The sequence below is a fragment of the Paenibacillus sp. JNUCC32 genome (assembly GCF_014863545.1).
Classification (GTDB): domain Bacteria; phylum Bacillota; class Bacilli; order Paenibacillales; family Paenibacillaceae; genus Paenibacillus_AQ; species Paenibacillus_AQ lautus_A.
The window spans coordinates 2795510-2821201 of the sequence record NZ_CP062260.1 but is presented as its reverse complement, the minus strand read 5'-3'; the positions used below and the strand labels follow the sequence as shown (position 1 = coordinate 2821201).

23 protein-coding genes and 1 other annotated feature are annotated in these 25692 nt (G+C 49.7%); of the genes, 19 read left to right on the top strand and 4 right to left on the bottom strand.

The window, feature by feature from the left end:
• The first annotated feature begins 15 nt into the window (after positions 1–15).
• The 5 genes from JNUCC32_RS12425 (at position 16) to JNUCC32_RS12405 (ending at position 3886) form a co-directional block, all read left to right on the top strand.
• Entirely contained in the window at positions 16–582 is a 567-nt protein-coding gene (locus JNUCC32_RS12425) for a histidine phosphatase family protein (RefSeq protein WP_192572248.1), read from the top strand.
• A gap of 259 nt (positions 583–841) precedes the next feature.
• Positions 842–1294: a VOC family protein gene (locus JNUCC32_RS12420; protein WP_096775448.1), complete on the top strand. Its 453-nt coding sequence runs from the start codon at positions 842–844 to the stop codon at positions 1292–1294.
• A 173-nt stretch (positions 1295–1467) separates the two neighbouring features.
• The gene (locus JNUCC32_RS12415) at positions 1468–1893 is read left to right on the top strand and encodes an NUDIX hydrolase (RefSeq protein WP_192572247.1); all 426 of its coding nucleotides are present in this window, start codon (positions 1468–1470) and stop codon (positions 1891–1893) included.
• Positions 1894–2143: 250 nt separating this feature from the next.
• Positions 2144–3172 (top strand): phosphotransferase, encoded by a 1029-nt coding sequence (locus JNUCC32_RS12410; protein WP_192572246.1) that lies wholly within the window; start codon positions 2144–2146, stop codon positions 3170–3172.
• A 165-nt stretch (positions 3173–3337) separates the two neighbouring features.
• Positions 3338–3886, top strand: a complete 549-nt coding sequence (locus JNUCC32_RS12405; RefSeq protein WP_228468946.1) for a hypothetical protein — start codon at positions 3338–3340, stop codon at positions 3884–3886.
• 178 nt (positions 3887–4064) lie between these two features.
• On the opposite strand, the gene JNUCC32_RS12400 is transcribed toward JNUCC32_RS12405, so the two are convergent.
• Both JNUCC32_RS12400 and JNUCC32_RS12395 read right to left on the bottom strand, forming a co-directional pair.
• A complete protein-coding gene (locus JNUCC32_RS12400; RefSeq protein ID WP_096775451.1) occupies positions 4065–4934 on the bottom strand; it encodes a cation diffusion facilitator family transporter in 870 nt (289 codons plus the stop codon).
• A 485-nt stretch (positions 4935–5419) separates the two neighbouring features.
• Complete coding sequence (locus JNUCC32_RS12395) at positions 5420–6550, bottom strand: GntR family transcriptional regulator (protein ID WP_192572245.1); 1131 nt, start codon at positions 6548–6550, stop codon at positions 5420–5422.
• Between the two features lie 415 nt (positions 6551–6965).
• On the opposite strand from JNUCC32_RS12395, the gene JNUCC32_RS12390 reads away from it, so the two are divergent.
• The 8 genes from JNUCC32_RS12390 (at position 6966) to JNUCC32_RS12360 (ending at position 16753) form a co-directional block, all read left to right on the top strand.
• Positions 6966–8345, top strand: a complete 1380-nt coding sequence (locus tag JNUCC32_RS12390; protein WP_192572244.1) for an ABC transporter substrate-binding protein — start codon at positions 6966–6968, stop codon at positions 8343–8345.
• A 77-nt stretch (positions 8346–8422) separates the two neighbouring features.
• Positions 8423–9316: a carbohydrate ABC transporter permease gene (locus tag JNUCC32_RS12385; RefSeq protein ID WP_096775454.1), complete on the top strand. Its 894-nt coding sequence runs from the start codon at positions 8423–8425 to the stop codon at positions 9314–9316.
• An 11-nt stretch (positions 9317–9327) separates the two neighbouring features.
• The gene (locus tag JNUCC32_RS12380; protein ID WP_176502492.1) at positions 9328–10146 is read left to right on the top strand and encodes a carbohydrate ABC transporter permease; all 819 of its coding nucleotides are present in this window, start codon (positions 9328–9330) and stop codon (positions 10144–10146) included.
• A 72-nt stretch (positions 10147–10218) separates the two neighbouring features.
• Positions 10219–12978 (top strand): alpha-mannosidase, encoded by a 2760-nt coding sequence (locus JNUCC32_RS12375; protein ID WP_192572243.1) that lies wholly within the window; start codon positions 10219–10221, stop codon positions 12976–12978.
• Positions 12979–13016: 38 nt separating this feature from the next.
• The gene (locus JNUCC32_RS12370; RefSeq protein WP_192572242.1) at positions 13017–14231 is read left to right on the top strand and encodes an enolase C-terminal domain-like protein; all 1215 of its coding nucleotides are present in this window, start codon (positions 13017–13019) and stop codon (positions 14229–14231) included.
• Between the two features lie 24 nt (positions 14232–14255).
• Entirely contained in the window at positions 14256–15131 is an 876-nt protein-coding gene (locus JNUCC32_RS12365; RefSeq protein ID WP_192572241.1) for an NAD-dependent epimerase/dehydratase family protein, read from the top strand.
• An 85-nt stretch (positions 15132–15216) separates the two neighbouring features.
• Positions 15217–15339 carry a hypothetical protein gene (locus JNUCC32_RS31710; RefSeq protein ID WP_267132971.1) on the top strand — a complete coding sequence of 41 codons (123 nt, stop codon included), beginning with the start codon at positions 15217–15219 and terminating at the stop codon, positions 15337–15339.
• Between the two features lie 79 nt (positions 15340–15418).
• On the top strand, positions 15419–16753 hold the full coding sequence (locus JNUCC32_RS12360) for a family 43 glycosylhydrolase (RefSeq protein ID WP_192572240.1): 1335 nt from the start codon (positions 15419–15421) through the stop codon (positions 16751–16753).
• Between the two features lie 258 nt (positions 16754–17011).
• Here the strand turns inward: JNUCC32_RS12360 and JNUCC32_RS12355 are convergent, their stop codons facing one another.
• Entirely contained in the window at positions 17012–18958 is a 1947-nt protein-coding gene (locus tag JNUCC32_RS12355) for an elongation factor G (RefSeq protein ID WP_192572239.1), read from the bottom strand.
• Positions 18959–19238: 280 nt separating this feature from the next.
• Here JNUCC32_RS12355 and JNUCC32_RS12350 point away from each other — a divergent pair, with 280 nt between their 5' ends.
• The 4 genes from JNUCC32_RS12350 (at position 19239) to JNUCC32_RS12335 (ending at position 23148) form a co-directional block, all read left to right on the top strand.
• Complete coding sequence (locus JNUCC32_RS12350) at positions 19239–19679, top strand: GNAT family N-acetyltransferase (RefSeq protein ID WP_192572238.1); 441 nt, start codon at positions 19239–19241, stop codon at positions 19677–19679.
• An 80-nt stretch (positions 19680–19759) separates the two neighbouring features.
• On the top strand, positions 19760–20488 hold the full coding sequence (locus tag JNUCC32_RS12345; protein WP_192572662.1) for a metallophosphoesterase family protein: 729 nt from the start codon (positions 19760–19762) through the stop codon (positions 20486–20488).
• Between the two features lie 65 nt (positions 20489–20553).
• On the top strand, positions 20554–21036 hold the full coding sequence (infC, locus tag JNUCC32_RS12340; protein WP_036663531.1) for a translation initiation factor IF-3: 483 nt from the start codon (positions 20554–20556) through the stop codon (positions 21034–21036).
• An 89-nt stretch (positions 21037–21125) separates the two neighbouring features.
• Positions 21126–21384: a binding site (T-box leader), on the top strand.
• Between the two features lie 75 nt (positions 21385–21459).
• Positions 21460–23148 carry a glutamine--tRNA ligase/YqeY domain fusion protein gene (locus tag JNUCC32_RS12335; RefSeq protein WP_192572237.1) on the top strand — a complete coding sequence of 563 codons (1689 nt, stop codon included), beginning with the start codon at positions 21460–21462 and terminating at the stop codon, positions 23146–23148.
• Positions 23149–23284: 136 nt separating this feature from the next.
• Here JNUCC32_RS12335 and JNUCC32_RS12330 read toward each other — a convergent pair whose 3' ends face one another.
• Entirely contained in the window at positions 23285–24148 is an 864-nt protein-coding gene (locus tag JNUCC32_RS12330; protein ID WP_192572236.1) for a pentapeptide repeat-containing protein, read from the bottom strand.
• Positions 24149–24501: 353 nt separating this feature from the next.
• Between JNUCC32_RS12330 and JNUCC32_RS12325 the strand changes: the two genes are divergently transcribed.
• Both JNUCC32_RS12325 and JNUCC32_RS12320 read left to right on the top strand, forming a co-directional pair.
• Entirely contained in the window at positions 24502–24927 is a 426-nt protein-coding gene (locus JNUCC32_RS12325; RefSeq protein ID WP_015734833.1) for a DMT family transporter, read from the top strand.
• Positions 24928–24978: 51 nt separating this feature from the next.
• Positions 24979–25680, top strand: coding sequence for a Crp/Fnr family transcriptional regulator (locus tag JNUCC32_RS12320; protein WP_192572235.1), 702 nt, complete (start codon positions 24979–24981; stop codon positions 25678–25680).
• Positions 25681–25692 lie beyond the last annotated feature (12 nt).

Below are 25692 nucleotides of genomic sequence, written 5' to 3'. Positions count from 1 at the left end.
TTCAGGGAGGGTTATATGAAGACCATTATTTATATGGTTAGGCATGCCGAGTCACCATATACTGAAGGAAATGAAAGAACCAGGGGGCTTACCCTAGAGGGAAAGATGAACGCAGAAAAAATAACAGAAATTTTAAAGGATGAAGGAATAAACATTATTACATCAAGTCCTTATGCTCGAGCTATTCTAACATTGGAGGGGTTGGCCAAAGAGTTAGAATTAGATATTCAGATATTTGAGGATCTTAGGGAAAGGCACTTTTCAGACTATGTTATTACTAATGAAGAATTTATACCCGCAATGAAGAAGATGTTTGATGACCCTTCCTATGCATTGCCAGGAGGAGAGTCTAATACTGTTTGCCAGAATCGATCAGTTATAGTGTTGAAAAATATCTTAGAAGAACACGAGGGAAAGAAAATTGCTATTGGAACACACGGGAATGTAATGACATTGATGATGAATCATTTTAATCCGAATTACGGATTGGATTTCATGAATCAAACAAAGAAACCAGACATCTATAAATTAAAATTTAAAGACCTGGTATTAGAAGAAGTAACAAGACTTTGGAAAGAATAGATTAATTTGTGGATCGATCGAATAGAACTTTGGGCATCACGTAACACCGTATTCACGGTGGTGCACCCTTGCGGCTCCTTAATCTGCCCGAGGCATTTCGGAGAAGTTAAGTCAGGCAGACGAGGCTATGTTCGTTGACCCGGTCGTTGTTCCCCATAAGCCTCTCGGGTTCGTAGATACATTAACGTTATATGACATACCCGAAAACCAAATTTCACTTTTTCCTATAAATAAATTGTACACATAAGGAGATATAGCAATGGAAAAAAACAATTTACTAAGAATGGACAATGTCGGCATCGTTGTAGAATCCCTTGATGACGCAATTTCTTTCTTCGAGGAGATTGGCTTGAAGCTCGAAGGGCGAGCCACGGTCGAAGGTGAATGGGCTGGTCGCGTAACCGGACTGGGTTCACAGTGCGTAGAGATTGCTATGATGGTTACCCCAGACGGCCACAGCCGAATTGAGCTTTCCCGATTTCTCACCCCACCTACTATATCAGATCACCGGACTTCTCCTGTAAACGCCCTCGGTTATCTACGCGTCATGTTCACCGTGGAAGACATTGACGAAATGGTATCCAGACTCACTAAGCATGGTGCTCAGCTCGTTGGCGAAGTCGTTCAGTATGAGGACTCGTATCGGCTCTGCTACATTCGTGGAACCGAAGGAATTCTAGTCGGTTTGGCGGAACAACTCGGTAACAAATAAGCAACGTACATTTATAAACATCAGTTACTGAAATATACATTTCTAGAAGCATCGTGCTGACGCCCCACTCTCAGAAGTGTGGATTGAATTGAAACGAATGACGGTCTTATTAAAACTTTAACCGTTATCTGAAAGACATGTGAAACTTAAAAAACATAAAAAAGGAAGATCATATGAAACGAATAGACGTTGCGTATTCTTTGATTACAGATAAAGACAAAACAAAAATCCTCATGGTGAAGAATCATAAAAACGGTACTTGGTCATTACCAGGTGGAGGCGTTGAAGAAAACGAGACCTTAGATGCGGCTGCAATCCGCGAAGCAAAGGAAGAAACGGGATTTGATATTAAAGTCCACGGTGTAGTGGCTATCAATGAGGCAATATTAACAAAACATGATGAACACGTAGTGTTTATTACTTTTAGAGCTGAAATAATAGGCGGGCAACAAGAGATAACTAGACCATCCGAAATTAGTCATGTTGAATGGGTAGATATTGATAGAGCAGATGAATTTATGCCTTATTATCAAGAAGGATTAAAAAATATTGTAAAAAACGAGATTGAAATCAAGTTTTTTAATGAAGGAAAAGTTTGAAGGAATTGTAAAGTAAGTTGAGGAGGACAAGTCCTTCAAATAAAACACCATATTTACGCATTGAACCGTTCGTTTCTCGGTCTGGTATGAGGGATTTCAGGGGAGCGGGATCAACCTGACAACCTTGCACTGGCTAAGTCCGTCGGACCCGGGGTATTCGCCCCTTAAGCCAGTGAGGGTTCGTGAATATAAAGAAGTTATCGGAAATCAGCGCAAACCACAATTCCTCAATCATATGGTGGTGAGACTTTTGATAAGTAAGTTCAAAATCGAAGATGAACAGCTTATTTTATTCATACAAAAAAACTACGGAATTCTTATTAAGGATATTGAATTTATTCCGGTCGGGGATTCGGCGTATTCCTATAAAGTAAATTGTATTGACGAACAACAATATTACTTGAAGTTATTTGATCATCATAATGATAGACAAAGAGAGGGAATACGACGACTACATTATTACCTACCTTTGACTTGGGATCTTTATCATCAAGGGTTGTTTATAAACATGACTCATCCAATAAAGAATTGCTTTGGGAGTTTATTTACTAAATTACAAGACATCACTATAGTTTTATTTAATTTTATAGTTGGAGAGACCTTGACCGAGGCATATCCTTTCTCAGAAGAGATTCTTGTAGGAATTGCAAAGTCCGTGGCTACATTAGAACAGATTACTCCGCACGTGAATCAGAATTTATTACCAAAGGAATCATTTGATGTCACTTTCGAATCTGATCTTTTGAGATGTATTTCGATCCTTGAGAAATCAAATCTAAACAATGACTTAAATCAATCACTACGAAAGCTTGTTTTATTAAAGAAAGAACAAATTCTCTTTTACATGAACTTAGTTAGAGAAATTCGGAATTCAGTTCATATCAATGCTAGCCAACTTGTTTTGTGTCACGGTGATATGTGGGGTGGAAATATCATATATCACAATAATCAGTTGTTCTTTTTAGACTGGGAATCGGTGATCATAGCACCACCTGAGTATAATTTGTTTGGCTATATTGGTTCGAGTTTCGACATCTTTATATCTTCTTATATTAAACAGTTGGATCGAAAGATTCAGATTAATCTGGACTTGATTCGCTTTTACTCTTATCGTGCACATCTTCGTAATCTATCTAACTGGGTTATGAATATTCTATTTAGGAATAAAGATGAGTCTCAAAGTATCAATGACTTAGAAATGATTCGAAACCACTGTTTAAATCGATTTGATCAAATTGAACCCAATATAAGAAATATTAGAAGAGACATAGTAAGTTGAATACTTATTCGAAGAAGGCGCTGATATCTTAATAACAATGTGTTCACTCATCGGGGCATACGCCCCTCGGTCCAGGCGGGAAGTCGGAGAAGTAATTGCCGGCTAAATTCGCACCACCTAACCGCATCGCGGCGCGGCCTTTCGGGCCTTATGGTGGTGGAGTTCGTGAACACACCAACTTTATTAGCCATGGGGGAGAGTGCGATTATAACCAATCTAAAGAATAGAAGAACACTTATTGTCCTCATACTCGTTATAGGGACATTATATTTTGTTCTTGGTGATATGAATGGTTTCATGAGTCAGTCAAACTTAAATAAAGAAATTCAGGTAAAACAAATCTCCAGCACGGAGATGTCCAAAGCACGATACACCAGAAAAGGATCAGGTGCATATATCGATTGGATAGACGTTGAATTAAATCAGGATGAAATTAATAATATTGTAAATTGGATTAATTCTGTACCTGATTCAGATCGTATAGCGTTGAAACAAATACCATCAAACACCAGCATTAGTGCAGGGATTGTTTTTAAATTAAAGACCGGAAAAGAAATAAGAATCCAATATGATCTTGAAAAGATTTATATAACAAGAACAGATATATGGACTAGGCAAATGATTTATACAATCGATCAAGAAAACTTAAGGGATTTCTTTGATCAACAACTTAAAGGGTTTTATTTTGGAGAAGACAAGGTAAATAAATCTTGAAGGTGATCCCAGAAGCCCGCCTCACATCATAGGCGTTGACCTGAACCGCTATGAAACGATGGAGGAATTGAAGCGCAGTCTTTTAAAATCGATCGAAGCACAGAATTGATGAAAGGTCCGGCCAATAAGAATGTGGCCGGACCTTCGTCGTTGTTTTGACACTTTGGAATCTGGAGGCTTAACTCGGTTCAATATGAACATGGACGTCATAAACGCCATGCGTTTCTTTTAATTCATGCTCCACCTGGTCGGAAATATCATGGGCAACCCGAATGTCCAGATTGGATCTGACCAGAATGACGATGTCGACCACCGTGTTGCTGCCGTAATTTCTTGCCCGAATGTCTTTGACTCCTTTGACTCCAACCACTTGTTTCACGGTTTCTTTGTAGCCTTTGATAATGTTCTCATCGAATCCGTCGGTTAAATGATGAGAGGCATCGCGGAATATATCCCAGGCGGTTTTGCATATCAGAAAACCTACCACTATGGCCGTCAGCGGGTCGAGCCAGGGAAGCTGAAATTGGGCGCCTATGATGCCGACAACCGTGCCGATGCTGACCCAAGCGTCCGAGAGGTTATCCTTCGCGGCCGCCATTACGGCTTGGCTGTTGATTTGGCTGGCAAGACGCTTGTTATAGCGGTAAACGCAGTACATGACAATTGCACAGCCGATCCCGGTCCAGGCGGATATGAGATCAGGCGATTCGTGGGTACCTTCAAACATGGAAGATGCGGCCCCGAACAATACCTGGATCCCGACGGCCATCATGATGAAAGAGGCGATCAAGGATGCTACCGTCTCCGCTTTCCAGTGTCCGTAAGGATGATCCCGGTCCGCAGGTTTTTGCGATAATCGTAGTCCGATCAATACGGCAATGGATGCCACGATGTCGGTAGCATTATTTAATCCGTCGGCACGCAGAGCTTCGGAATTCGCCGAGTAACCTATCAATAGCTTGATTGCAGATAGACAAATATAAGCAATGATGCTGATGATCGCACCTTTTTCACCTAATTTTAGATCCTTGTAACGTTGTTCTTCCACGTCTGGCCGACTCCTTCCGCACACCCCTAAAAATAGTACCTGACTATAATACCAATCCACGCATGGGTGGGTCTAGAGCAACGTTTTTTCCTGTCGCTTAATATGTGACAAGGGGCAAAAAATGTTGCGCCGGACTAAGAAAGATAGATTCCGGTAAAACGCAAAAAATGCCGGCGATGCGCCGGCCGTAATTTGTTATATATATCATCCGTAGATAGGCAGCCACAATCGAATATCCGCCTATCGTAGGCTATCGATTGTTTCTCCGAGATTTGCGGCGGAGGATGCTTATCGTGAGCATGATGGAAAGAATCCCGATTATGGCATGCATAGGCCTCTTGCCTCCTGAAGGTTCATGATGGAACATCGGTTATGCATCCATATTATTCACGATGAAAGCTTCGTGCTTGGGTTGTTATGCAGGGCAGGCCGCAGAATCGAGAGAAAGAGTTACGCATTCCGCTATGGCGAACATAATCCATATGCTACGGCGTTCGGTTCGTTTTCCTCGCTTTTGCCGTTGATTGACGGGGAACCAGAACCGTGGGCAGCTTGATCTGCTGGTATTCGCTGCTTCGATTCTCTATTTGCTCCATAATCAGCCTGCCGGCTTCACGGCCGAGCTCGAGCTCCTGCTGGACGACGGCCGTAGGAGGAACGATGCAGAAGTCCGGATACTCCACATCGTCGAAGAAGACGACCGACAGATCCTCCGGCACGGAGATGCCGAGCTGCAGAGCCGCTTGAATAACATGCGGGCTGAAGTTAGAGGACAGGAGAGCCGTCATCTGCGGATTAGCCTTTAAAAATTGCTGGATCATGGCAATCACCTCTTCGTCACTGCTGGTCATCGTCAGCTTGGTCATCTGCATGCCGCGATCAATGAGAATGTGGCGGTCCTCAAGTGCTTTTTCGTAGCCGTGCAATCGGTCCTCAATGCTTGATGTTCCTTCGGCAAGCGTGGAGATAAACCCGATTTGGCTATGACCGAGCTCATGCAGATGGTTGACGGCTTGCATGGCCGCCGCATAGTTATCCGAGCTGATCGAATTGGTGTCCACTCCCTTTAGCTCGCGGTCAAGCAGGACAAGGGGGAAGCGGTTCAGCGTAAGCGACAGGATTTCGTTGTTGTAGTGCTCACCTTCCACGGGATAAATGATGAGTCCTTTGACTCCGGCCTGCTTCATTTCCTGGATCCTCAGAATTTCATGTTCCTGGGAGTCGTTGGTTTTCGCGAATAAGAGCTGATATCCGTTCCCGGACAGGCTATCTTCAATTCCGCTCAGCAGATTAGCGGTGAACCGGTTGTCCAGACGGGGCAGGAGAAAACCGATAGCGGGCACCGTGTGAGCTGCTTTTTCCTCTGTTGAGATATTGGATATATCCTCCGGACGGTGGTCGGACACAAAGGTGCCCTTACCCTGCAGTCTGTAGACTACTCCTTTATCCACCAGTGTCGTCAGCGCATTCTTCACCGTAATTCGACTGACGCCGAATTGTTCCGCCAACTCATTCTCGGAAGGTATGCGGCTCCGCGGCTTCCAATTTTCGTTCCGAATTTGTTCAATGATAAACGTTTCGATTTTCTTGTACATGGGCGTGAATTTTTTTACCATGGCATTTATCTCCAATCGCTAATAGATCCGTTTTAAATATATTATATAAATACAACATATACAAGTGTTGTTTGTTTATATCAAGTTATTATGATTACACGAAAAGTGATCAATCCTTATTTATGGCTGATAAACCCGTGTTGTCTTATTTTAAAAGAAAATGTCGGGTTCGTTTCTATCTTTAGTTGTATCAAAAAATAAACATTTACATCAAAAAATATGTTGTTTATATTGTTATTAAAGTTATTGGATGAAGCGATTCCAATACGACGTATTCATCTCATATGAACCGCAGGATGGTGTAAGTTCCTTGAGATCAAAAGGAGGTGCAGCAGCTTTTATCCCCATATGGCAAGTCATAATGGAATCGTAACGGAAGAACATTCAAAATCGAAGATAAGGGTGGTTGCGGAAAATGAAAACCAGAGCAGGAATGATGATGACGCTGTTGATTGTTTTTTCACTAATTGTAAGCGCTTGCGGAGGAGGGCAATCAGGCGGAACTGAATCTGACGCCAATAAGGAACTGACGATGTGGACCTGGAAGGTGGCTTATACGCCGGGAATCGAGGCAGCCGCGAAGCTGTACGAGGAGAAAACGGGCGTCAAAGTCAAAGTGGAGACCTTCACGCCGGACGATACGTACCGCCAGAAATTTCAGGCTGCCGCTAACTCCAAGAATCTGCCGGATATCGTGAATTGGTGGGCAACTGCCGGCGATTCAATCGAGAACTCCGTTATGGAGCTCTCGGGAGAGGTTGGCGACGATATCTTGAGCACTTACTACAGTGCAGCCATGGATCCGATTATCGTCACGCAGAGTCAGGTTGATTCCTGGCAGGCAGACAAGAACGCCACGACGATTCAAAAGTCGCTGAAGGCCGGCCAGTTCTACGGGCTCCCCTTGGATATCGGCGGATTCTTTACCTTCTACGGTAACAAAAAGCTGATCGAAGAAGCGGGTCTGACCGCGGAAGCGCCAAAAACCTGGGAGGAATTCGTCTCGATGATGGAGACGATCAAAGAGAAGACGGGAACGCCCGGATTGGTGTTTGGAGCCAAGCTTCCTGATTTGTGGGAGAACTGGGCCGGATCGGCTTTGTCCATCATGCTGAACGAACCGCAAGGTTATATCGACCTGCTCGAACGAAAGTCCAAATTGAGCGATCCGGCGAATCTGCCGGTGGTGAAAGCGATGGAAACGTTAGCCAATAAAGATCTGTTAATGCCGGGCATTCTTTCGACGGATATCGATGGTGCCGATCAGGCATTTGCGGCAGGCAAAGCTGCTTTTGATCTGGGGGGTTCCTTCACGATGTCGACGCTGCTGGCCATGGGAATGAATCCGGAGGATATCATTACGTTCCCGGTGCCGCCGCTGGAAGGATCGAAGATTACGAGCTGGACGACGGATCCGTTTACTTTGACGATGCTGTCCGTGAACAAGGATTCCAAGAACAAGGATCAAGCGCTCGACTTCATTAAATTCTTGACCGCCGATCCGGATGCGGCCGTTGCGTTTGCTAATGCGGCGTATACCGTACCGGCACTGAACCTGGGTGACCGCGCGCAGGACCTGGACCCGAACCTGAAGTCGATATCGGAAGCGTTCGCAGCGGAGCCTGGCCCGTACAGCCAAGCGTCCCCAGCGATCAATACGTATCGCGGCAAGCATAAAGAGTGGGAAGTGTACGCCCAATCGATGCAATCCATGATCGAGAAGAAAATGACGGCCGAAGAAGTGGTCAAAACATTCGACGACACGATGGAAAGTCTGAAAGCCAGCGGCAACTAAGCCGCATACCGAGCGATCGGCCGGACCCGCCCCGGGTTCAGCCGATCGCTAAATTGAGAAGCCAAAGGTGATGGATCATGATAAAGAGTCGAAATAAGTGGGTGCCTTATCTTTTTTTACTGCCCGGCGTACTTCTGTTTCTTGCCATCGGCATATACTCGGTCGGATTCTCGATCATGCTCAGTTTTTATAACTGGTCAGGAATTGATTTTTCAACGGCGCGGTTCGAAGGGCTCGCGAATTTCCGTCAGTTCCTGCTTGGCGATGATCCGATCGTAACCCGAAATTTCTATAACGCGGTACTCCATAATCTGGTGATTGCCGTTTCCCAGGTCGTGGTCGTCGTACCGATCGCGCTTGTACTGGCCTTTGTGCTGCAGAACACAAAGGCGGCGTCCTGGTACCGCACAATCTACTTCCTTCCGATGATAGCATCCGGCGTGGCGATTTTCTATGTATGGAAAGGATTGTTTGAGCCAACCGGAGCTTTTAACTCGCTCTTCCTGTGGCTGGGGCTGGATTTCCTGGCGGTGCCCGGGGGGATGCTCGGAAGTTCATCGACCTCCTTGCTTGGCATTATTCTAACGTCCATATGGGGCGGCCTGCCGGGAACGCTCATTCTGTATTACGCGGGCCTGACGTCCATCGATCCCACCCTTTACGAAGCCGCAAGCGTAGACGGCGCCAAAAAATCCACGATGATCATGAAAATCACGTGGCCGCTGCTGAAGCCCATCACGCTCATCGCCGTCATCCAGATGGTGAATGGTGCCTTCCAGGCCTTCGAGAATGTGTTCATCATGACGGGCGGCGGACCGGCGGGCAGCTCGGAGGTTATCGGCACCCTGGTATATCGAACAGCCTTCCTGAACAATGACTACGGTCTGGCCAGCGCGATTGGATGGGTATCTTTTCTGATTACCGGCGTTATCGCCATTTTTAGCATCCGTTCATTCCAGGCGGACATCTAAAGGAGGATCACATGGTCAAACTTATTAAACACGTCGTTCTCGTCCTGTACGGATTGACCTGCCTGTATCCTTTTGTATGGATGATCGGCACATCGCTGAAAACATCGCAGGATGCGCTAGCCAATCCGCAAAGCCCGTTTCCACAGGCCGCACCGGCTTGGTCCACGTTCGGAGAGGTATGGAACAAGCTGAATTTCTATCAATTTTTTGTCAACAGCGTGATCGTAAGTGCAGTCGTCATTGTCGGCGTCATCCTTATCTACACCATGATGGCATTTTCATTTGCGAAGTTTATTTATAGAGGCAAAAAATTCATCTACTACATGTTTATTGCACTCTTGCTTGTTCCGGGCGTCACTACGCTGATCCCGCTCTATATCAACATGACAAATCTGGGGCTGCAAAATACGTACGTCGGCATGATCCTGCCCATGATCAACGGCGCCGCGCCGTTCGCCATTTTCTTGTTCACCAGCTATTTCCGCACGATTTCGCATGAGCTCTACGAAAGTGCCGTGCTGGACGGCTGCGACAATTTCAAAATCTACTACAGGATCTACCTGCCGCTTGCACTGCCTGCGATCGGGACGATTGCCATCCTGAACTTCATCGGCAGCTGGAACAATATCCTGTGGCCGATGATCATCGTGGACAGCCGGGATATGTTCACCTTGCCTATGGGACTGATGTACCTGGATTCTTCCTCCTTCAAGAAATGGAACGAATTGATGGCAGGCGCGTTGATTACGGTCATTCCGATTCTGGTCGCGTTCCCTTTCATGCAGAAGATGTACGTCAAGGGGATGACGGTCGGCTCGGTCAAAATGTAATACCGCTTGAACTCGTTATCATCGATAACGAATCAACCCTGAACTAAACCTTACAAGATTGGGATGAACTGGATGACTACAAAAACAGCGCACGTTATCGCGCATTCGCATTGGGATAGAGAGTGGTATCTGCCATATGAGAAGCACCGGCTGAGACTGGTTCGGCTGGTGGAGGATGTCATCGAGACGTTTGAAAAGGACCCGGCATTCACAAGCTTTCACCTGGATGGCCAATATATCGTGCTGGAGGATTACTTGGAAATCATGCCGCACAGGGCGGACCAGGTCCGATCGTTGGTCGAACAGGGCAAGCTGATCGTGGGCCCTTGGTACATTCTTCAGGATGAATTCCTGGTCAGCAGCGAAGCCAACGCGCGCAACCTGTTGATCGGCATCAACGCGTCAAGGAAAATGGGCGGTTACCCGAAGATCGGTTATTTCCCGGATTCCTTCGGCAACATGGGGCAGGCGCCGCAGCTGATCCGTCAGGCGGGCATCGAAGTAGCCGTGTATGGGCGCGGCGTGAAGCCCGTTGGATTTAATAACGAAATACAGTCAGGCAGCGGACACGGGCATACCTCCAAATACTCGGAGATGTTATGGGAATCGCCCGACGGTTCCAGGGTGCTGGCGATCCTGTTCGCCAATTGGTACAACAACGGGATGGAGATTCCAGTGGAGCCTGATGAGGTAAAAGCGTACTGGTCTCGGAAGCTTGCCGAAGCCGAAGAATTCGCTTCAAGCCCGGAGCTGCTATTCATGAACGGCTGCGACCATCAGCCGCTGCAGAAGGATCTGACGGTGGCTTTGCAAACGGCCGGCAGCATAGTGCCCGACGTGACGTTCCGCCACTCCAGCTTTCCGGAATATGTCGCGGCTTTGCGCAGTGCAAGCCCGGAGTCGCTGGACGTCATCCGCGGCGAGCTTCGAAGCCAATGGACCGACGGTTGGATGACGCTGGTGAATACGGCGTCCAGCCGTGTATATATCAAGCAGCAAAATGCGAAAACCCAAACGTTGCTGGAGAAAGTGGCCGAACCGCTGGGGGTTATGGCATCGCTGGCCGGTGCGGCGTATCCGCGGCATGAGCTGCTGTATGCCTGGAAGACGCTGCTTCAGAATCATCCGCATGACAGCATCTGCGGCTGCAGCATCGACGAAGTGCACCGGGAGATGTTGACGCGGTTTGCCAAATCGCAGCAGGTTGCCGAATCGGTTGCGACGCAGAGTGCCGCCTGGGTAGCGGAATCGGTAAATACCTCCGGCTTCGATCCGGAAGCCGCCCGCCCATTCGTCGTGTTCAACAGCTCGGGGCACGGCCGATCAGGAATTGCTAGGGCGACAGTGGATGTGGAGCGTCGATATTTTGATCACCAGGCGCCGCATTTGAAGTATCAGGAGTTCAAACAACAATGGGAGGCATTTAATCCAGATGAATGGGGTATAACGGACTCTAATGGCCATCAGGTGGAAGCCGTGATTACGCCGATCGGGCCAGTCTTTGGTTATGATCTCCCGGATGACCGGTTCCGTCAGCCCTACTGGGCTTATCAAGTGGAAGTGGAGCTTTACGTTCAAGACATTCCAGGGATCGGCTACCGCACGTTCGCCTTGGTCCCCAAGGAAATCCTAAGTGTGAAGGCGTGGGAAGCATCCGTATCCTCCGAGTTGGTTGCAGGCGATCATGTCATGGAAAACCGGTTCCTTCGCGTCGAGATTGCCGAAGACGGATCGTTTATGCTGTCGGATAAAGTCAATAACCGCCTGTATGAGGGGCTTGGCATCTATGAGGATACCGGCGATATCGGGAATGAATATATGTACAGACAGCCGGATGATGAAGTAGCACTGACTACTCAAGGGCTCCCTGCGGACATTAAGCTTGTGCATCATACAAGGCTGAGAGCGGTATACCGAATCGAGCACGCCTGGAAGCTTCCGACCCGTGCGGATGACCTGCTGGATGAAGAGATTCGGTCCATGGTGCCGTTCCGGTACCGTCAATCCCGGCGGGTGAGCGAGATGGCGGAGGTTCGGATTGTAACCGAGCTGACCCTTGAGAAGGACAGCCGTAGGGTCGGCATCAAGAGTTACATCGACAATACGGTGCGGGATCATCGCATCCGAATGCTGTTCAGAACCGGTCTTGAGGCGGACCATGTTACGGTTGACTCCATCTATGAGCTGGCGCAGCGTCCGATTCAACCGGAGGCGGAATGGAGCAATCCGAGCAATGCCCAGCATCAGAATGCCTTTGTTAGCATTAGCAATGGCCGTGAGGGACTTACGATAGCAAATAAAGGCCTGAACGAGTATGAAGTGCTTGCCGAAGGGAATACACTTGCGGTTACCTTGCTGCGCGGAGTTCGGGAGCTGGGGGATTGGGGCGTATTCGCGACGCCTGAAGCGCAGTGCCTGGGGCAGCACACCCTGGAGATGGAACTGATCGCGCATGATCTGGACGTTATCCGTTCCCGTGCTTATGTGCAGGCGTATCAATTCCCGGTTCCATGGACGGTGCAGCAGACCGGCGTGCATGGAGGAACGCTGCCAGCTTCTCAGGAGTTTTTGCAATGGGAGGGCGAAGGTCTTGCCTTCAGTGCGCTGAAACAGGGCGAAGAGAAGCATGATCTGATGTTCCGGGTTTTCAATGTGTCTTCGGAAGCTGCAACGATGAAGGTGAAACCTTCGTTTCAGGTTGATCAAGTTTATGAAAGCACGATTATTGAAGAAATGGGAGAAACCTTGAGTCCGGACGAGGATGAACGTTATGCGTTGAAGGTCGGCCCGGCAACAATTCAGACCCTTGGCATTCAAACGCCGGCTCGATGATCCACGCATATCTCTTTGAATAGAAGGAGGGGAAGGACATGGCTATCATTTCAGGCATTCAATGTATTCGTACCCGGCATGACGGAAGCTGGGTCATTGTCAAAGTGCTGACGGACCAGGACGGCCTGTACGGGATCGGCTCTGCCAGCGATATATACCAGCCCGGAGCGATTGTCAGCGTCATCGAAGAATTGCTGAAGCCGCTTCTGATCGGACGGGACGCGAGCCAGATCGAGGACATATGGCAAACGATGTATACCAGCGGGTATTGGCGCAACGGTTCGACGCTTCATACGGCGATGGGCGGCATAGATATGGCATTATGGGACATTAAGGGCAAGGAGGCGGGGCTTCCGGTGTATCAGCTGCTCGGCGGCGCCGTCCGTTCTGCCGTGCCTTGTTATGCGCATGCCAACGGTTCCACCTATGAGCAGCTGGAAGAAGAGGTGATGGCTTATCAAGAGCAAGGCTATGGCGTCATCCGCTGCCAGCTTGGCGGATACGGCGGCGGCGGTTTTGTATCCTCTCGGCTGCCGTCAACGATTTTTCCTCCTGCGAATCGATTTGATGAAGCCAGTTACATTACGGCCATTCCGGCTATGTTTGAAAAGCTGCGCGTTCGATTCGGCATGAATCTGTCTTTCACGCATGACGTGCACGAGCATTTGACGCCCTCGGGAGCGGTTGCCCTATCCAAGGAGCTTGATCCATACCGCTTGTTCTTCTTGGAGGATCTGCTTCCGGCGGAGCATACGGACTGGTATCGCAGCGTGAGGTTGAACAGCACGACCCCGCAAGCCGTGGGCGAGCTGTTCGTGCATCCTCGGGAATGGCTGCCATTGGTCAAAGAGCGCTTGATTGACTTCGTAAGGATGCGTGTCTCCAAGGCCGGAGGGATTACGCCATGCCGCAAAATCGCCGCCGTCTGCGAAGCATTCGGCGTCCGTACCGCATGGCAGGAAGGCGGGGAGAACGATCCGGTGAATCAAGCGGCCGCCGCCCATTTGGACATGGCCATCATGAGTTTCGGCGTGCAGGAGAGCAACCATTTCCGCGCAGAGGAACAGGAAGCCTTTCCCGGCCATGCCGTGCTGGAAGGCGGGCATCTGCAGCTTAACGACAAGCCGGGGCTCGGGATCGATATCGATGAAGCTAAAGCGGCCGCCTTGCTGCGCGATCCGAAGCGCCTGACATCCTATCACCACCCATACAAGCTGGACCGCAAGCCGGACGGAACGCTACTTCGGCCGTAAGGCTAATGACAAGGAGGCATCATCATGAACAGAATCATCGTCACAGGCTCGGAAGGCAAACTCGGACATTACGTGGTGGAAGAGCTGAACCGGGCGGGTTACAAGGTCATTGGGACGGATAATCGCCCGTCCAGCGGAAGGAACCGGTATGCCCGCTATGTGCAAGGGGATTTGAATCAACTTGGAGAGGTATATGGATTATTAGCCGAGGCGGATGCCGTGATTCATTTGGCGGCTATACCGAATCCGGTCAGTTATTCGCCTGAGCGGATATTCGCTAACAATGTCATGTCCACCTATAACGTTATGGAGGCCGCATCGAAGCTGGGTATCCAGCGTGTCGTATTCGGATCCAGCGAGTCGGCTTACGGCTTTTGCTGGGCGAAGCATCCGTTTGCGCCTCACTATCTTCCCGTGGACGAAGACCATCCGCTGCTGCCGCAGGAGAGCTATGGACTATCCAAACAGACCAACGAGCATATCGGCGACATGTTTGCCAGACGGGTGAACATGCAAGTCTTCGCGATGAGGTTTTCATTAGTTCTGACTCCGGAAGAGTATAGCCGCGAGATCGCTGCTTTCTCCGACACCGCCAGGCACCATCGTATTTTATGGAGCTACGTCGATGCGAGAGATGCAGCCACCGCCTGCCGTCTAGCGCTAGAAACAAGCCCTAACGAATCGCAGGAGGCCTGCCGACTGGATGTGACGTCCAGCGATATTCTCAGCGATGTTGGTCTGGAAGAGCTGGCACGGCGATATTATCCGCAGGTGCCTTTGCCAGGGGCGTCTATTCAGGAATTGACCGCTTTCGTAACCAATCGGCGCGCACGAGAGCGGCTGAACTGGAAGCCTGTGCATTCATGGAGGGAAATTCTAGGACAGCAAGACATGCAATAAGGAATAACCCAAACCCGATCCATTGATTATTGAAACTCTTGGAATCGTGTCGTCTGGTCCGTTATTGTAGCAGACCAGCAGTATCTTGGTGCATGTACGGATGCTGCAGGGGACGGACGGTTATTTTCTACCGGAAGAAACGCTGACCTCGGAAGAGGCGTCAGTGCTCCTGTACCGCTTGTATAATCTGCTGCCATACCCCATGTAATTTCTTGTGCCCAGACTTAGCTGCCATCAGCATGAGCTTATAAGGCTTCATCAATAGAATCCGAGGAGGGTCCTAACCTATGAATAAGATGAACATGCATCCCTATGCAACGATACAGCAAAAAACTACTTCGATGAATCCCGTTATTACCAGCATCTACACGGCAGATCCCTCGGCCCATGTGTGGAATGACGGCAAAATCTACGTATACGCCTCGCATGACGTGGATCCGCCCCGAGGCTGCGACCTGATGGACCGCTATCACGTATTCTCCTCGGAGGACATGGTGCATTGGCAGGACGAAGGTGAAATCTTAAACTCCGATGATGTGAGCTGGGGCCGGCCGGAAGGCGGATTTATGTGGGCGCCGGACTGTGCTTATCGAAATGGAACCTATTACTTCTATTATCCTCACCCGAGCGGATCGGATTGGAACGATACCTGGAAGATCGGAGTCGCCACGAGCGACAAACCTGCCAGCGGGTTTATCGACCAAGGATACATCCAAGGCCTGGGAGGTTTTGCGATGATCGACCCGGCCGTATGGGTTGACGATGACAACCGTGCGTATATGTACTACGGCGGGGGCGGCGTTTGCGCCGGGGTCGAGCTGAACGATGACATGATGACGATTCATGGGGACGTTCAAGTCATGGAAGGGCTGGAGGATTTTCACGAAGCTGCCTGGGTATTCAAAAGAGAGGGCCGGTATTATCTGACTTACGCGGACAATCTGGAAGGAAATAATCGAATGCGTTATGCCACCAGTGACCATCCGCTCGGACCTTGGACATATCAAGGCATATTCCTGGAGCCGACGGGCTGTTCAACGACGCATGGATCCGTGGTCGAGTTCAAAGGAAGCTGGTATTTGTTCTATCACAATCAAGCGATATCAGGTGAGGGCACTCTCCGGAGCGTATGTATTGATGAGCTGCACTTTAATGAGGATGGCACGATCCAGAACGTGCGCCAAACGCTCGATGGGGTTAAGCCCGCTCCGGGAGGGCCTACGTGCTCTCCGAAGCTGGAGGTGTATGACGCAGCTTTATGCCAAGTGGTCGGCGGTGCGGAGCTTAAACAAGCCGCGGACGGCGTTACCGTTGCAACCCATCTGAGATCCGATACGGCCTGCTGCCGATTTGGCGATATCAAAGGCGGATCGACTGGAGGCAGGGCTGAAGTCGGAATCGTCTACGGTACGGCGGAACGCTTGGCTAAACTGAGATTGAGCGTAAACGGTACTGATTATTCATTCGTAAACGCATTGGGCACGGGAGGTATCCACGAAAGAACGGGATACACGGGCATTACGGTTGTGCTGAATGCCGGCAACGGGAATACGGTCGAGTGGAGCGGGGGACATGGCGAGATAGCGATTGAGGCATTAATCGTCAAGCATCTGAAAGATTGATTACGCGATTATTCATTATGGATACCATAGAACAAGTGGGAAGGTACAGGGATGGATAAGGGTTGGCCTGTGCATGCAATCGCTTATGGCGGACATGCGCAGGCTTTTATTGTGCGGGAAGAAGAAAAATAGCGGGCGAGATCCTCTCTCGACACCGCTATCTGTATTTACATCCTGAATGCATGCCCCCCGAACGTGAAACATGCAGAGCGACATTCCAACTTGCAATTCCATGAAGCCGCATGTCCTCCAGTGCTCTTACATGATCTTGTTTAAGTAAAGCATATATTCGCCACGGTTCAGCGGGTTGACTTGCCGACGTGTATTGACTGGGAAGGGAGCTTGCACCTTCGTATAACCGCCTGGTTTAACGGTGAGCATGCCTTCGCCGCTCGTAAGGGAATGAACCTCGGCTTTCAGCAAGTCGGTAGTCCGCACCGGAATGGTGCCGTGAACGTGGACGGTACCGTTATGGAACGCGGGTTCCTGATAAGTGCCGTCCAGCGCGGCTAATTTGGATAGTACTTTGCTTAAGCTGTTTTCCGGCAGAATGAATTGGATCACGTTCATGGGCTCGTATACTTCCGTCCCTGCTTGGTCGAGCGCAGCCATGAGGACTAGAGGAGTCAAGCTTCGAAAGTCCTTTGCCGTCGAAACCGGGCTTGCGTAACCGGTATGCGTCAGCGTTACGATCGTATCGGTCACTGCCCATCCGTACAAACCTTCCTGAAGCACCTCGAATACCGTGTCTTTAATTGCTTTCTGAAAAGCTAAGGGAAGGGAGCCCAGCTCCACTTCCAGCCTGTACTGAATTCCGGTACCGAACTCGCCAGGTTCGACCCTGATGCCCACCGTTGCATAAAAAGGACACTCGCCTATATATTCAACAGCTTCTCCCGTGCCATAAGGCTTCTCGATGCAAATCACCCGCGGAGCGGAAAATACGGCTTCGATGCCGTACTGCTGCAGAATCGTTTCCAGCAGAATTTCTTGCTGGACTTTGCCGAATACATGGATGACATTCTCGCTTGTTTTCGTGTCCTGGCTATATTGCAGAAACGGATCCTCTTCGGTGAGATCGCTTAAGGCGGCATGCAGCCGATGTTTCTCCGCGGAATGAACGGCCGAAACCTGGACTTGAATCGGCGGCTTTTGAAAATGAACCGTCTTCATCCTCCCGGAAACGCTGCCGATGACGTCGCCCACCTTGAGTTCGCCGTCGATAAGAATGGCGATGTCGCCTGCGCCGATTCCATGGACCGGAATGGATTTGCCCTGGTGCAGAGCATGAAGCTGCTTCACCTTGAGCGTCGAGGTTTGTCCGTTCTGATGGATCACCGGAATTTCATCACGATACTGGATGCTGCCAGCGTACAGGCGGAGGTATACATTCCGCTCCCCATTCGGTCGTCTGATCACTTTGAATACCAAGCCGGATAACGGTTCATGCTGAAGCATCGACGATGGGTTAACCGGGAAAAAATCGCCGAGCGCTTGAAGCAGCGGTTCTATGCCGAGACCTTTGGCTGCTGAACCTGCAAATAGGGGATAAGCTTTGCCTTGGCGCGTTTGCCTCCGCAATTCCTCCTGCAGCCGTTGGTGTGATATCGGAATATCCAGGGCATAATCGTTCAGCAGATCGTCATTGGACAATGCCAGGGTTTCTACCCAGCCTGCGTGGTGGGGATCGGACGCGTCCGCCTGAACGGCTGCGCCGCCTTCCTTGATGACCGAACTCATTTCGCAAATATGTTCGTCAAGCAGATGGCGTATCATCGCATAAACCTTCCGGTAGTCGGCACCCATTCGATCGATTTTGTTCATGAATAATAGGGTGGGTATCTTTTGTTCCTTCAATGTCTGCATGAGCACCCGGGTTTGGGACTGTACGCCTTCAACGGCGGAAATGACCAGAATGACGCCATCCAGTACGCTAAGCGAATGCTCAACCTCCGAGATGAAGTCGGCATGGCCGGGCGTGTCGATGAGATTGACTTTCAGATCGCCCAGCATGAACGATACCGCGGCGGATTTGATCGTAATGCCCCGTCTCCGCTCAATGTCCAATGAATCCGTGGTCGTATTGCCATGGTCCACCGAGCCTGCTTGTTCAATAATCCCGGCCTTAAATAGAATTTGCTCCGTCAGCGTAGTTTTACCGGCGTCAACATGGGCCAAAACTCCAATGTTCAATATGTTCTTCATATATCGTAACCCTCATTCGTTTCATCATTTGTAGTCCTTTCGGTTGGATGTCGTTGTGACATTGCCGCATAGATATCGCCTCCATGTAGAATAAAGTTAATTCTAGTTTATCCATTGAGAAGGGAACGGAATATGGAATAAATGCTTATAATCATTCATTATCTTGCACGGTACCTGACAACGTGCTGCGTCCTGTTTGGGTTTACATATTTATTACCGTGAAATATCGCCCGAGTTGAATTAGGATAGAGGCATAAACCATGTTGAAGGAGTCTTGCATTTGATATCACTTCATGTCATAGATAAAGATAATTGGGAGGATTGCATCCGCCTTAAACCCAAACCTGAACAGGAGAAATGGATTGCCCCTAATCTATATTCCATAGCGGAAGCTCAATTTATGGAGGGTTTCGAAACGAGAGCCATTTTCCATGATGAAGAAATGATCGGATTTGTTATGTACGGACTGCACCCGCACGATGACAACTATTGGATATACCGATTTATGATCGACGGCAAATTTCAGGGAATGCATTATGCCAAGCCTGCGATTCGCCTGGTTCTTGATGAGATTCGCCATTCGCCGAATCGTACGGACGATGTTATGCTGTGTTACAAACCCGGGAACGAGCATGCAAAAAGGCTCTATACCCAAATCGGGTTTACGGAAGCCGGTTATGCTCCCTGGGGAGATGTGATGGCTAAATATAGTTTTGTATAATATAGACGTTCATAATGTGAAACCGTGCGTTCTGCCATAACTTATGGTGGCACTATCAAAGAGGATGGGAGGGGACTGCGATTCGAACCTTAGCGATAAGCGACATTCATGGCTGCTATGATGAATTCAATCGGTTATTGTCCGAAGTGCGGTATCATCCCGCACAGGATAAGCTGGTCCTGCTTGGGGATTATGTGGATCGCGGATCTAAAAGCAAAGAAGTGATTGAGCAGGTGATGGGAATGCGGGATTCCAGCGTCATCACCCTTCGCGGGAATCATGATCAAATGATGCTGGATGCCATTCTGCTGGATACGGACGAAGCGAATTCACGCTGGATTCGCAATGGTGCGCGAAATACGATTGAAAGTTATTGCGGCGCCGATTTTTTTGATGGCGATCTGGATCGCTCCAGATACAATGAAGGCAAGGCCTACATAAAACGGCATTATGAGCATCATTTATCATTTCTCGATACATTGCCCCTGTACTATGAAACAGACACCCACCTATTCGTGCATGCCGGAATCAATCCGGGCGTGGAAGACTGGAAGCAGCAGCCTCCACATGATTTCATCTGGATACGGGAACCATTCTTCAATTATCCCACCGGCATCGACAAAACCGTGGTATTCGGGCATACCCCGGCCGTCAACTTGCATGACTCGGAGCATATTTGGTTCTGTGGCGATGGGGACAAAATCGGCATCGATGGAGCATGCGTATACGGTAAGCAGTTGAACTGCCTGGAAATCACGGAACAACTGGAATACCGAACGTATTTTGTCCGGTCCGTGCCTGCGGAGTGATAGGAAGAGTATGTTATTCTATCATTAAAGCCATGGTTTAACAGACATAATAGGAGGATCAGTCCATGTTGATGATGAACGAAAAGATAAAAGCGCGCGAAGTCGAGCTTACCGGCTTGAACGGCGAGGAGTTGGGCGTCGTCTCCAGGGAAGAGGCGCTTGCCCTGGCTAAGCGTCACAAAGCCGATTTGGTGTGCACCTCGTTGTTCAGCAGCCCGCCGCCATGCAAGCTCGTAAGCCGCGGCCAAGCGAAGCAGGAGGCGGTTAAAGCGAAGCAGCAGGTTTCGGGCGGTCCGATCAAGGTCAAGGAATTCCGCCTGTCCGTACATATCGAAGAGCATGATTACGACACCAAGCTCTCGCAGATGCATAAGCTGCTGGCAGCGGGCAAAGCCGTCCAGCCGGTCATACGCATCCAGGGCAAGGAAGGCGAAGCTGCCCGTAAGCTGCTTGAACGACTCGTTCAAGATCTGGCCGGGGTGGGTAAGAAGGAAACGGGCATACAGGTTAGCGGCAAACAGGCCGCGGTGAAGCTGCTGCCGGTATAATCTTGCGGAACGTCTTTCAAGGGCGTTTCATTATTGGTGGCGTACAGCGGTTTACTTTTTGAGTTTCTGGTGATATTATGGATCAAATTATAAACGCCATGAAGAGAAGAGTAGATGAACAGGAATCCCTGCAGAGAGCTCCGGTATGCTGAAAAGGAGCGGGAAGCCCTTCATTGAACCAAGCCTCCGAGCGGCGCATCGGAACTTATGGATAAGGGATGGTGCGACAGGAGCTCCTGTTACAGAGCTAGGGTATAAGCGATCGCGTGATGGCCGTACCCGATAAGGCTGGTATCGAGAGATATCGGCAAACCGGGGTGGCACCGCGAAACGAATCTCGTCCCCAAGACTTATGTCTTGGAGACGGGATTTTTTGTTTTATACGGCATTGCGGCAGTAATCAAACATAGGGAGGATTCAGGTATGAGCAACGACTACAACAATGGAGCGGAAACGGCGGATTTTTTGACCAGGATGATCAAGGACGATGTGGAGAACAACGTATATCACAGGCCGGTGGCTACGCGGTTCCCGCCAGAGCCCAACGGTTATCTGCACATCGGCAGCGCCTATGCAATCCACATTAACCATGCCATCGCCAGCCGGTTTAACGGGACATTCAATCTTCGGTTCGACGATACAAATCCGCTGAAGGAAGACATGAAATACGTGGATGCGATCCGGGAGGATATCGAGTGGCTCGGACTGAAGCCGGGCGTTTATTTCGGATCGGATTATGCGCATCAAATCGCTGAGGCAGCAAGGAAACTCATCAACAAGGGGAAGGCATATGTCTGTGATCTCACGCCGGTACAAATGACGGAATACCGGGGGACGCTGACCGAAGCCGGCATGAACAGCCCGTTTCGAGAGCGCAGCATCGAGGAGAATGTATCGTTATTCGAACAAATGCTGGCAGGGGCATTCCAAACGTCCGCGAAAGTGCTCCGGGCCAAAATCGATATGTCTTCGCCCAACATGAATCTGAGAGATCCTGTCTTATACCGGATTATTCATGCCGAGCATTATCGTACGGGAACCACGTGGTGCGTGTACCCGATGTATGATTTTGCCCATCCGATCCAGGATTGGATTGAAGGAATCACGCATTCGCTGTGCTCTGCCGAATTTAAAGAGCATCGACCGCTGTACGAATGGGTGCTGGCCGAGCTGGAGGTGACGGAGCCCCCGAAGCAGCGGGAGTTTGGCAGATTGAACATCTCCGGATACGTAACAAGCAAGCGATACCTGAGGGAACTCGTCGAGGGAGGTTTTGTGGACGGGTGGGATGACCCCAGACTTCCTACGTTGAAAGGACTTCGGCGACGGGGGGTGACTCCCGAGGGAATCCGGCATTTCCTGGACGAACTTGGCGTGATTCGCGGCAACAGCATGGTGGATTCGGCGATGCTCGACCATTTCATCCGTCAGGACTTGAAGGATCGGTGCCGCAATGCGATGGCGGTCATGAACCCGCTGAAGGTGATCATTACGAATGTTCCTGAAGATCGCACCGAGATGCTGAGCATACCGAACCATGAACATGACGAAGCGTTAGGGATGCGGGAGGTACCTTTTTCACGGGAGCTGTACATCGAACGGGAGGACTTCATGGAGGAGCCGGATCCCGGATTTCATCGGTTATCGCCCGGCAAGGAAGTGCGCCTGAAAGGAGCCTACTTCATCAAATGCGAGCATGTCGTGAAAGACCCGGCAACGGGGGACATCATGGAAATTCACTGCACGTATGACCCACTGACGAAGAGCGGCAGCGGATTCAAAGGGCGTAAGGTGAAATCCACGCTGCACTGGGTCTCAGCGAAGCATGGGATTCCGGCGGAGGTTCACTTGTACGATACATTATTGAAGGAATCGGCCGAGCTGTTGGAATCGGATAATATTTGGGCGGATCTCCTGAATCCGGAGTCGTTGATTCGGATCAAAGACGCCATACTGGAGCCCTCCATGAAGGAACCGGCCATGAACCAAACGTACCAATTTATCAGACACGGCTATTTCTGCTTGGATTCCAAGCATGCAACAGAGCAAGATCTGGTGTTTAACCGGATTGTTTCGTTGAAGGATTCATGGAAGAAGACGGGCAAGAATTAAAGGATACGATCAGGGGGCCCCGATCGTCGGGTACGGACATTCAGACAGCACAAAGAAGCCGGCAGCGAGTGGCTGCCGGAGATTCCTTTGCGAAGGTCTTGATCAATAATCTGTGTATGCTGCTATTCATGGGACGTTAAGACGTCCAATGTGCCGGCCGGGCTAAGGAAGAAGGTAGCCGGGTGCTTGCGTCTCCCTTCGCCGCGTTAACCTGGAATTGAGTCAGGAAGATGCTGTTCGTTAAATTAGCTCCCCTTAGGTCGGCATCCCGGAAATCGGCCCCGATCAAATCCGCGGCCCGCAGATCGGCTCCTCTGAGGTCCGCCGCAATGAGGTAAGCTCCTCTCAGATTGGCGTATCTTAGGTCAGCTCCTTTAAGCTTTGCTCCCATGAGATCGGCACCACGGCCCCCGATCTTCTGACGCACGGGCGGCCCTTTATGCTTCTGTCGCGCATCGTTCCGCACAAGCTCACTGGTTCGAAGAAGCAGCTGGTTCACTTCAGCGCGATGAGCTGCCACATCCAGCCGTAGCAGGGATGCGGCAGGAAGCTGGGTCAACTTCCTCGTCGCTTCCAGCGACGATTTAAGATCAGAATGTATGGCATGCGCCGGCTGCAAACTCAGCGCTTCGTTCAGATACCATAACAGCTCTTGAAGCTGTCGCATAATCGGAAATACGTCGAACATTTCTTTTGCCGTCTCCGGGGCCTGCCGCCAGTCGCGTCCGTTATAGGTAACCTGTGAAACCATTTGCCCCGCGCCGAAGCATTCATAAACGGTGCATCCCCGCATGCCGCGCTGCCGCAGGCTGTTGTGCACTCCGCATCGGAAGTCGGATTCCAGATGGCGGCAAGGGGTCCCGCCGTCTTTGTCGATGGCAAAATCGGTGGAGGAAGCGAAAGGCAAAGCGACGCAGCATAATCCAAAGCAGCGTTCGCAATCCGATTGCAATTGAATTCGGCCCTGTTCATCAGGGATGTGTTCTTGTCTGTCTAGCATGCGTAGAGGTGCTCCTTCCGGTCATAGAAACGTCAATAAATGACTAATCATAGTTATATTTTAAAACAAAATAAGGATAGAGTCATAGATGCAATGTTGATTATAACTGTTTTATACCTTAAGAATGCGTGAGAGCCCGATATCTGCGTAACCATCGTTTAGGCTGCCAAGGAAATTTAGGCAGCTTTTTTTTGCATGATCGATGAAAAGCCAACAGATAGTATATAATGAAATTCGTGTCTTCGGACAGGCTAGATGTGGAATCCCGTTCATTTCAGGACATATGTCCTTTCCTGCGTCCGGTGAGATCACTTTTAATAGTATACAGATCTATAGATGAAGGAGTTTGTATCGTGAGAGGAATTTTATTTGCATTCATTGGCGGTGCCTGCATTACGCTGCAAGGTGTAGCCAATGCCCGGATCAGCCAGGATATGGGCACCTGGCAAGCCGCCGCGGTCACGCAGCTGACCGGTTTTTTGATGGCATTGGTCATTCTGCTGTTCGTCCGGGACGGCAGCAGGCAAGGCTTCGGGCAAGTGAAGCCGCTGTATCTGATCGGCGGAGCGTTGGGCGCGCCCATCATATTCAGCGAGGTGACGGCGATTCAGAACATCGGTGTTACATTAACGATATCCGCGTTATTAATCGCCCAGTTATTCTTGACGTTCCTGATTGACAGCAACGGATGGTTCGGCGTGGCGAAGAAGAGAATGAGTTTGCCTCAATTCATCGGGATCGGGATGATGATTGCCGGAGTCGTGATTATCAAATTATGATGCGGATAATAAGGGGCCTTTAGACTGGTGATGGGGAAAGGAGACAGAGACGTGAAGGAAATTCATGATGCCGAGCTCATGCAGGATTATTTGTTAAGCAACCAAATCAATTCCATATTTCCCGATGGGCTAAAGCCTTATTTGGTGTTATATCATTTTGACCACGGCGACATCATCTGTACGCAAGGCGAGCCTGCCGAGATGCTGTACGTCCTGGTTGAAGGGAAAATTAAAATCTTCACGACATCCGCGGAAGGCAAGGCGCTGGTCCTTTCATTCAAAACGCCGCTCGAGGTGATCGGAGACATCGAATACGTTCAGGGAAATCCGATGATCAATACGGTACAGGCCGTGTCGCCCGTCTACATGATCGGCGTGCATTATCGCTGGCTTCGCAAATACGGGCAGGAGCATCCGCCGCTGCTTCAATTTTTGCTGCGGATCATCACGCGGAAATTTTATATCAAATCCAATTTCTTGAGTTTTAATTTACTGCACCCGGTGGAGGTACGACTGGCCAGTTATTTACTGTCCGTTTCGGAGGAAGCGTCGGGCACGTTTGTCATCAGCGACCCTGCGGCATACCATCTGACGGATGTCGCGAATCTGCTCGGAACCAGTTATCGGCATTTAAACCGGGTGATTCAGAAATTCAGTCATGAAGGACTGATCGTGCGTTGCAAAGGTTCCATTCTGATCAAAGATCGGGAAGCGTTGATGAGTGTAGCCGGCGGCAATATCTACGAAGAATGACGATGGTGAAAG

What these genes read in the sequence shown, in the direction of transcription:
- JNUCC32_RS12375 (WP_192572243.1), top strand. Translation starts at nt 10,219, where the DNA reads ATGACTACAAAAACAGCGCACGTTATCGCGCATTCGCATTGGGATAGA.
- JNUCC32_RS12390 (WP_192572244.1), top strand. Translation starts at nt 6,966, where the DNA reads ATGAAAACCAGAGCAGGAATGATGATGACGCTGTTGATTGTTTTTTCA.
- infC (WP_036663531.1), top strand. Translation starts at nt 20,554, where the DNA reads ATGTTGATGATGAACGAAAAGATAAAAGCGCGCGAAGTCGAGCTTACC.
- JNUCC32_RS12360 (WP_192572240.1), top strand. Translation starts at nt 15,419, where the DNA reads ATGAATAAGATGAACATGCATCCCTATGCAACGATACAGCAAAAAACT.
- JNUCC32_RS12380 (WP_176502492.1), top strand. Translation starts at nt 9,328, where the DNA reads ATGGTCAAACTTATTAAACACGTCGTTCTCGTCCTGTACGGATTGACC.
- JNUCC32_RS12335 (WP_192572237.1), top strand. Translation starts at nt 21,460, where the DNA reads ATGAGCAACGACTACAACAATGGAGCGGAAACGGCGGATTTTTTGACC.
- JNUCC32_RS12365 (WP_192572241.1), top strand. Translation starts at nt 14,256, where the DNA reads ATGAACAGAATCATCGTCACAGGCTCGGAAGGCAAACTCGGACATTAC.
- JNUCC32_RS12395 (WP_192572245.1), bottom strand. Translation starts at nt 6,550, where the DNA reads ATGGTAAAAAAATTCACGCCCATGTACAAGAAAATCGAAACGTTTATC.
- JNUCC32_RS12385 (WP_096775454.1), top strand. Translation starts at nt 8,423, where the DNA reads ATGATAAAGAGTCGAAATAAGTGGGTGCCTTATCTTTTTTTACTGCCC.
- JNUCC32_RS12330 (WP_192572236.1), bottom strand. Translation starts at nt 24,148, where the DNA reads ATGCTAGACAGACAAGAACACATCCCTGATGAACAGGGCCGAATTCAA.
- JNUCC32_RS12420 (WP_096775448.1), top strand. Translation starts at nt 842, where the DNA reads ATGGAAAAAAACAATTTACTAAGAATGGACAATGTCGGCATCGTTGTA.
- JNUCC32_RS12425 (WP_192572248.1), top strand. Translation starts at nt 16, where the DNA reads ATGAAGACCATTATTTATATGGTTAGGCATGCCGAGTCACCATATACT.
- JNUCC32_RS12370 (WP_192572242.1), top strand. Translation starts at nt 13,017, where the DNA reads ATGGCTATCATTTCAGGCATTCAATGTATTCGTACCCGGCATGACGGA.
- JNUCC32_RS12415 (WP_192572247.1), top strand. Translation starts at nt 1,468, where the DNA reads ATGAAACGAATAGACGTTGCGTATTCTTTGATTACAGATAAAGACAAA.
- JNUCC32_RS12355 (WP_192572239.1), bottom strand. Translation starts at nt 18,958, where the DNA reads ATGAAGAACATATTGAACATTGGAGTTTTGGCCCATGTTGACGCCGGT.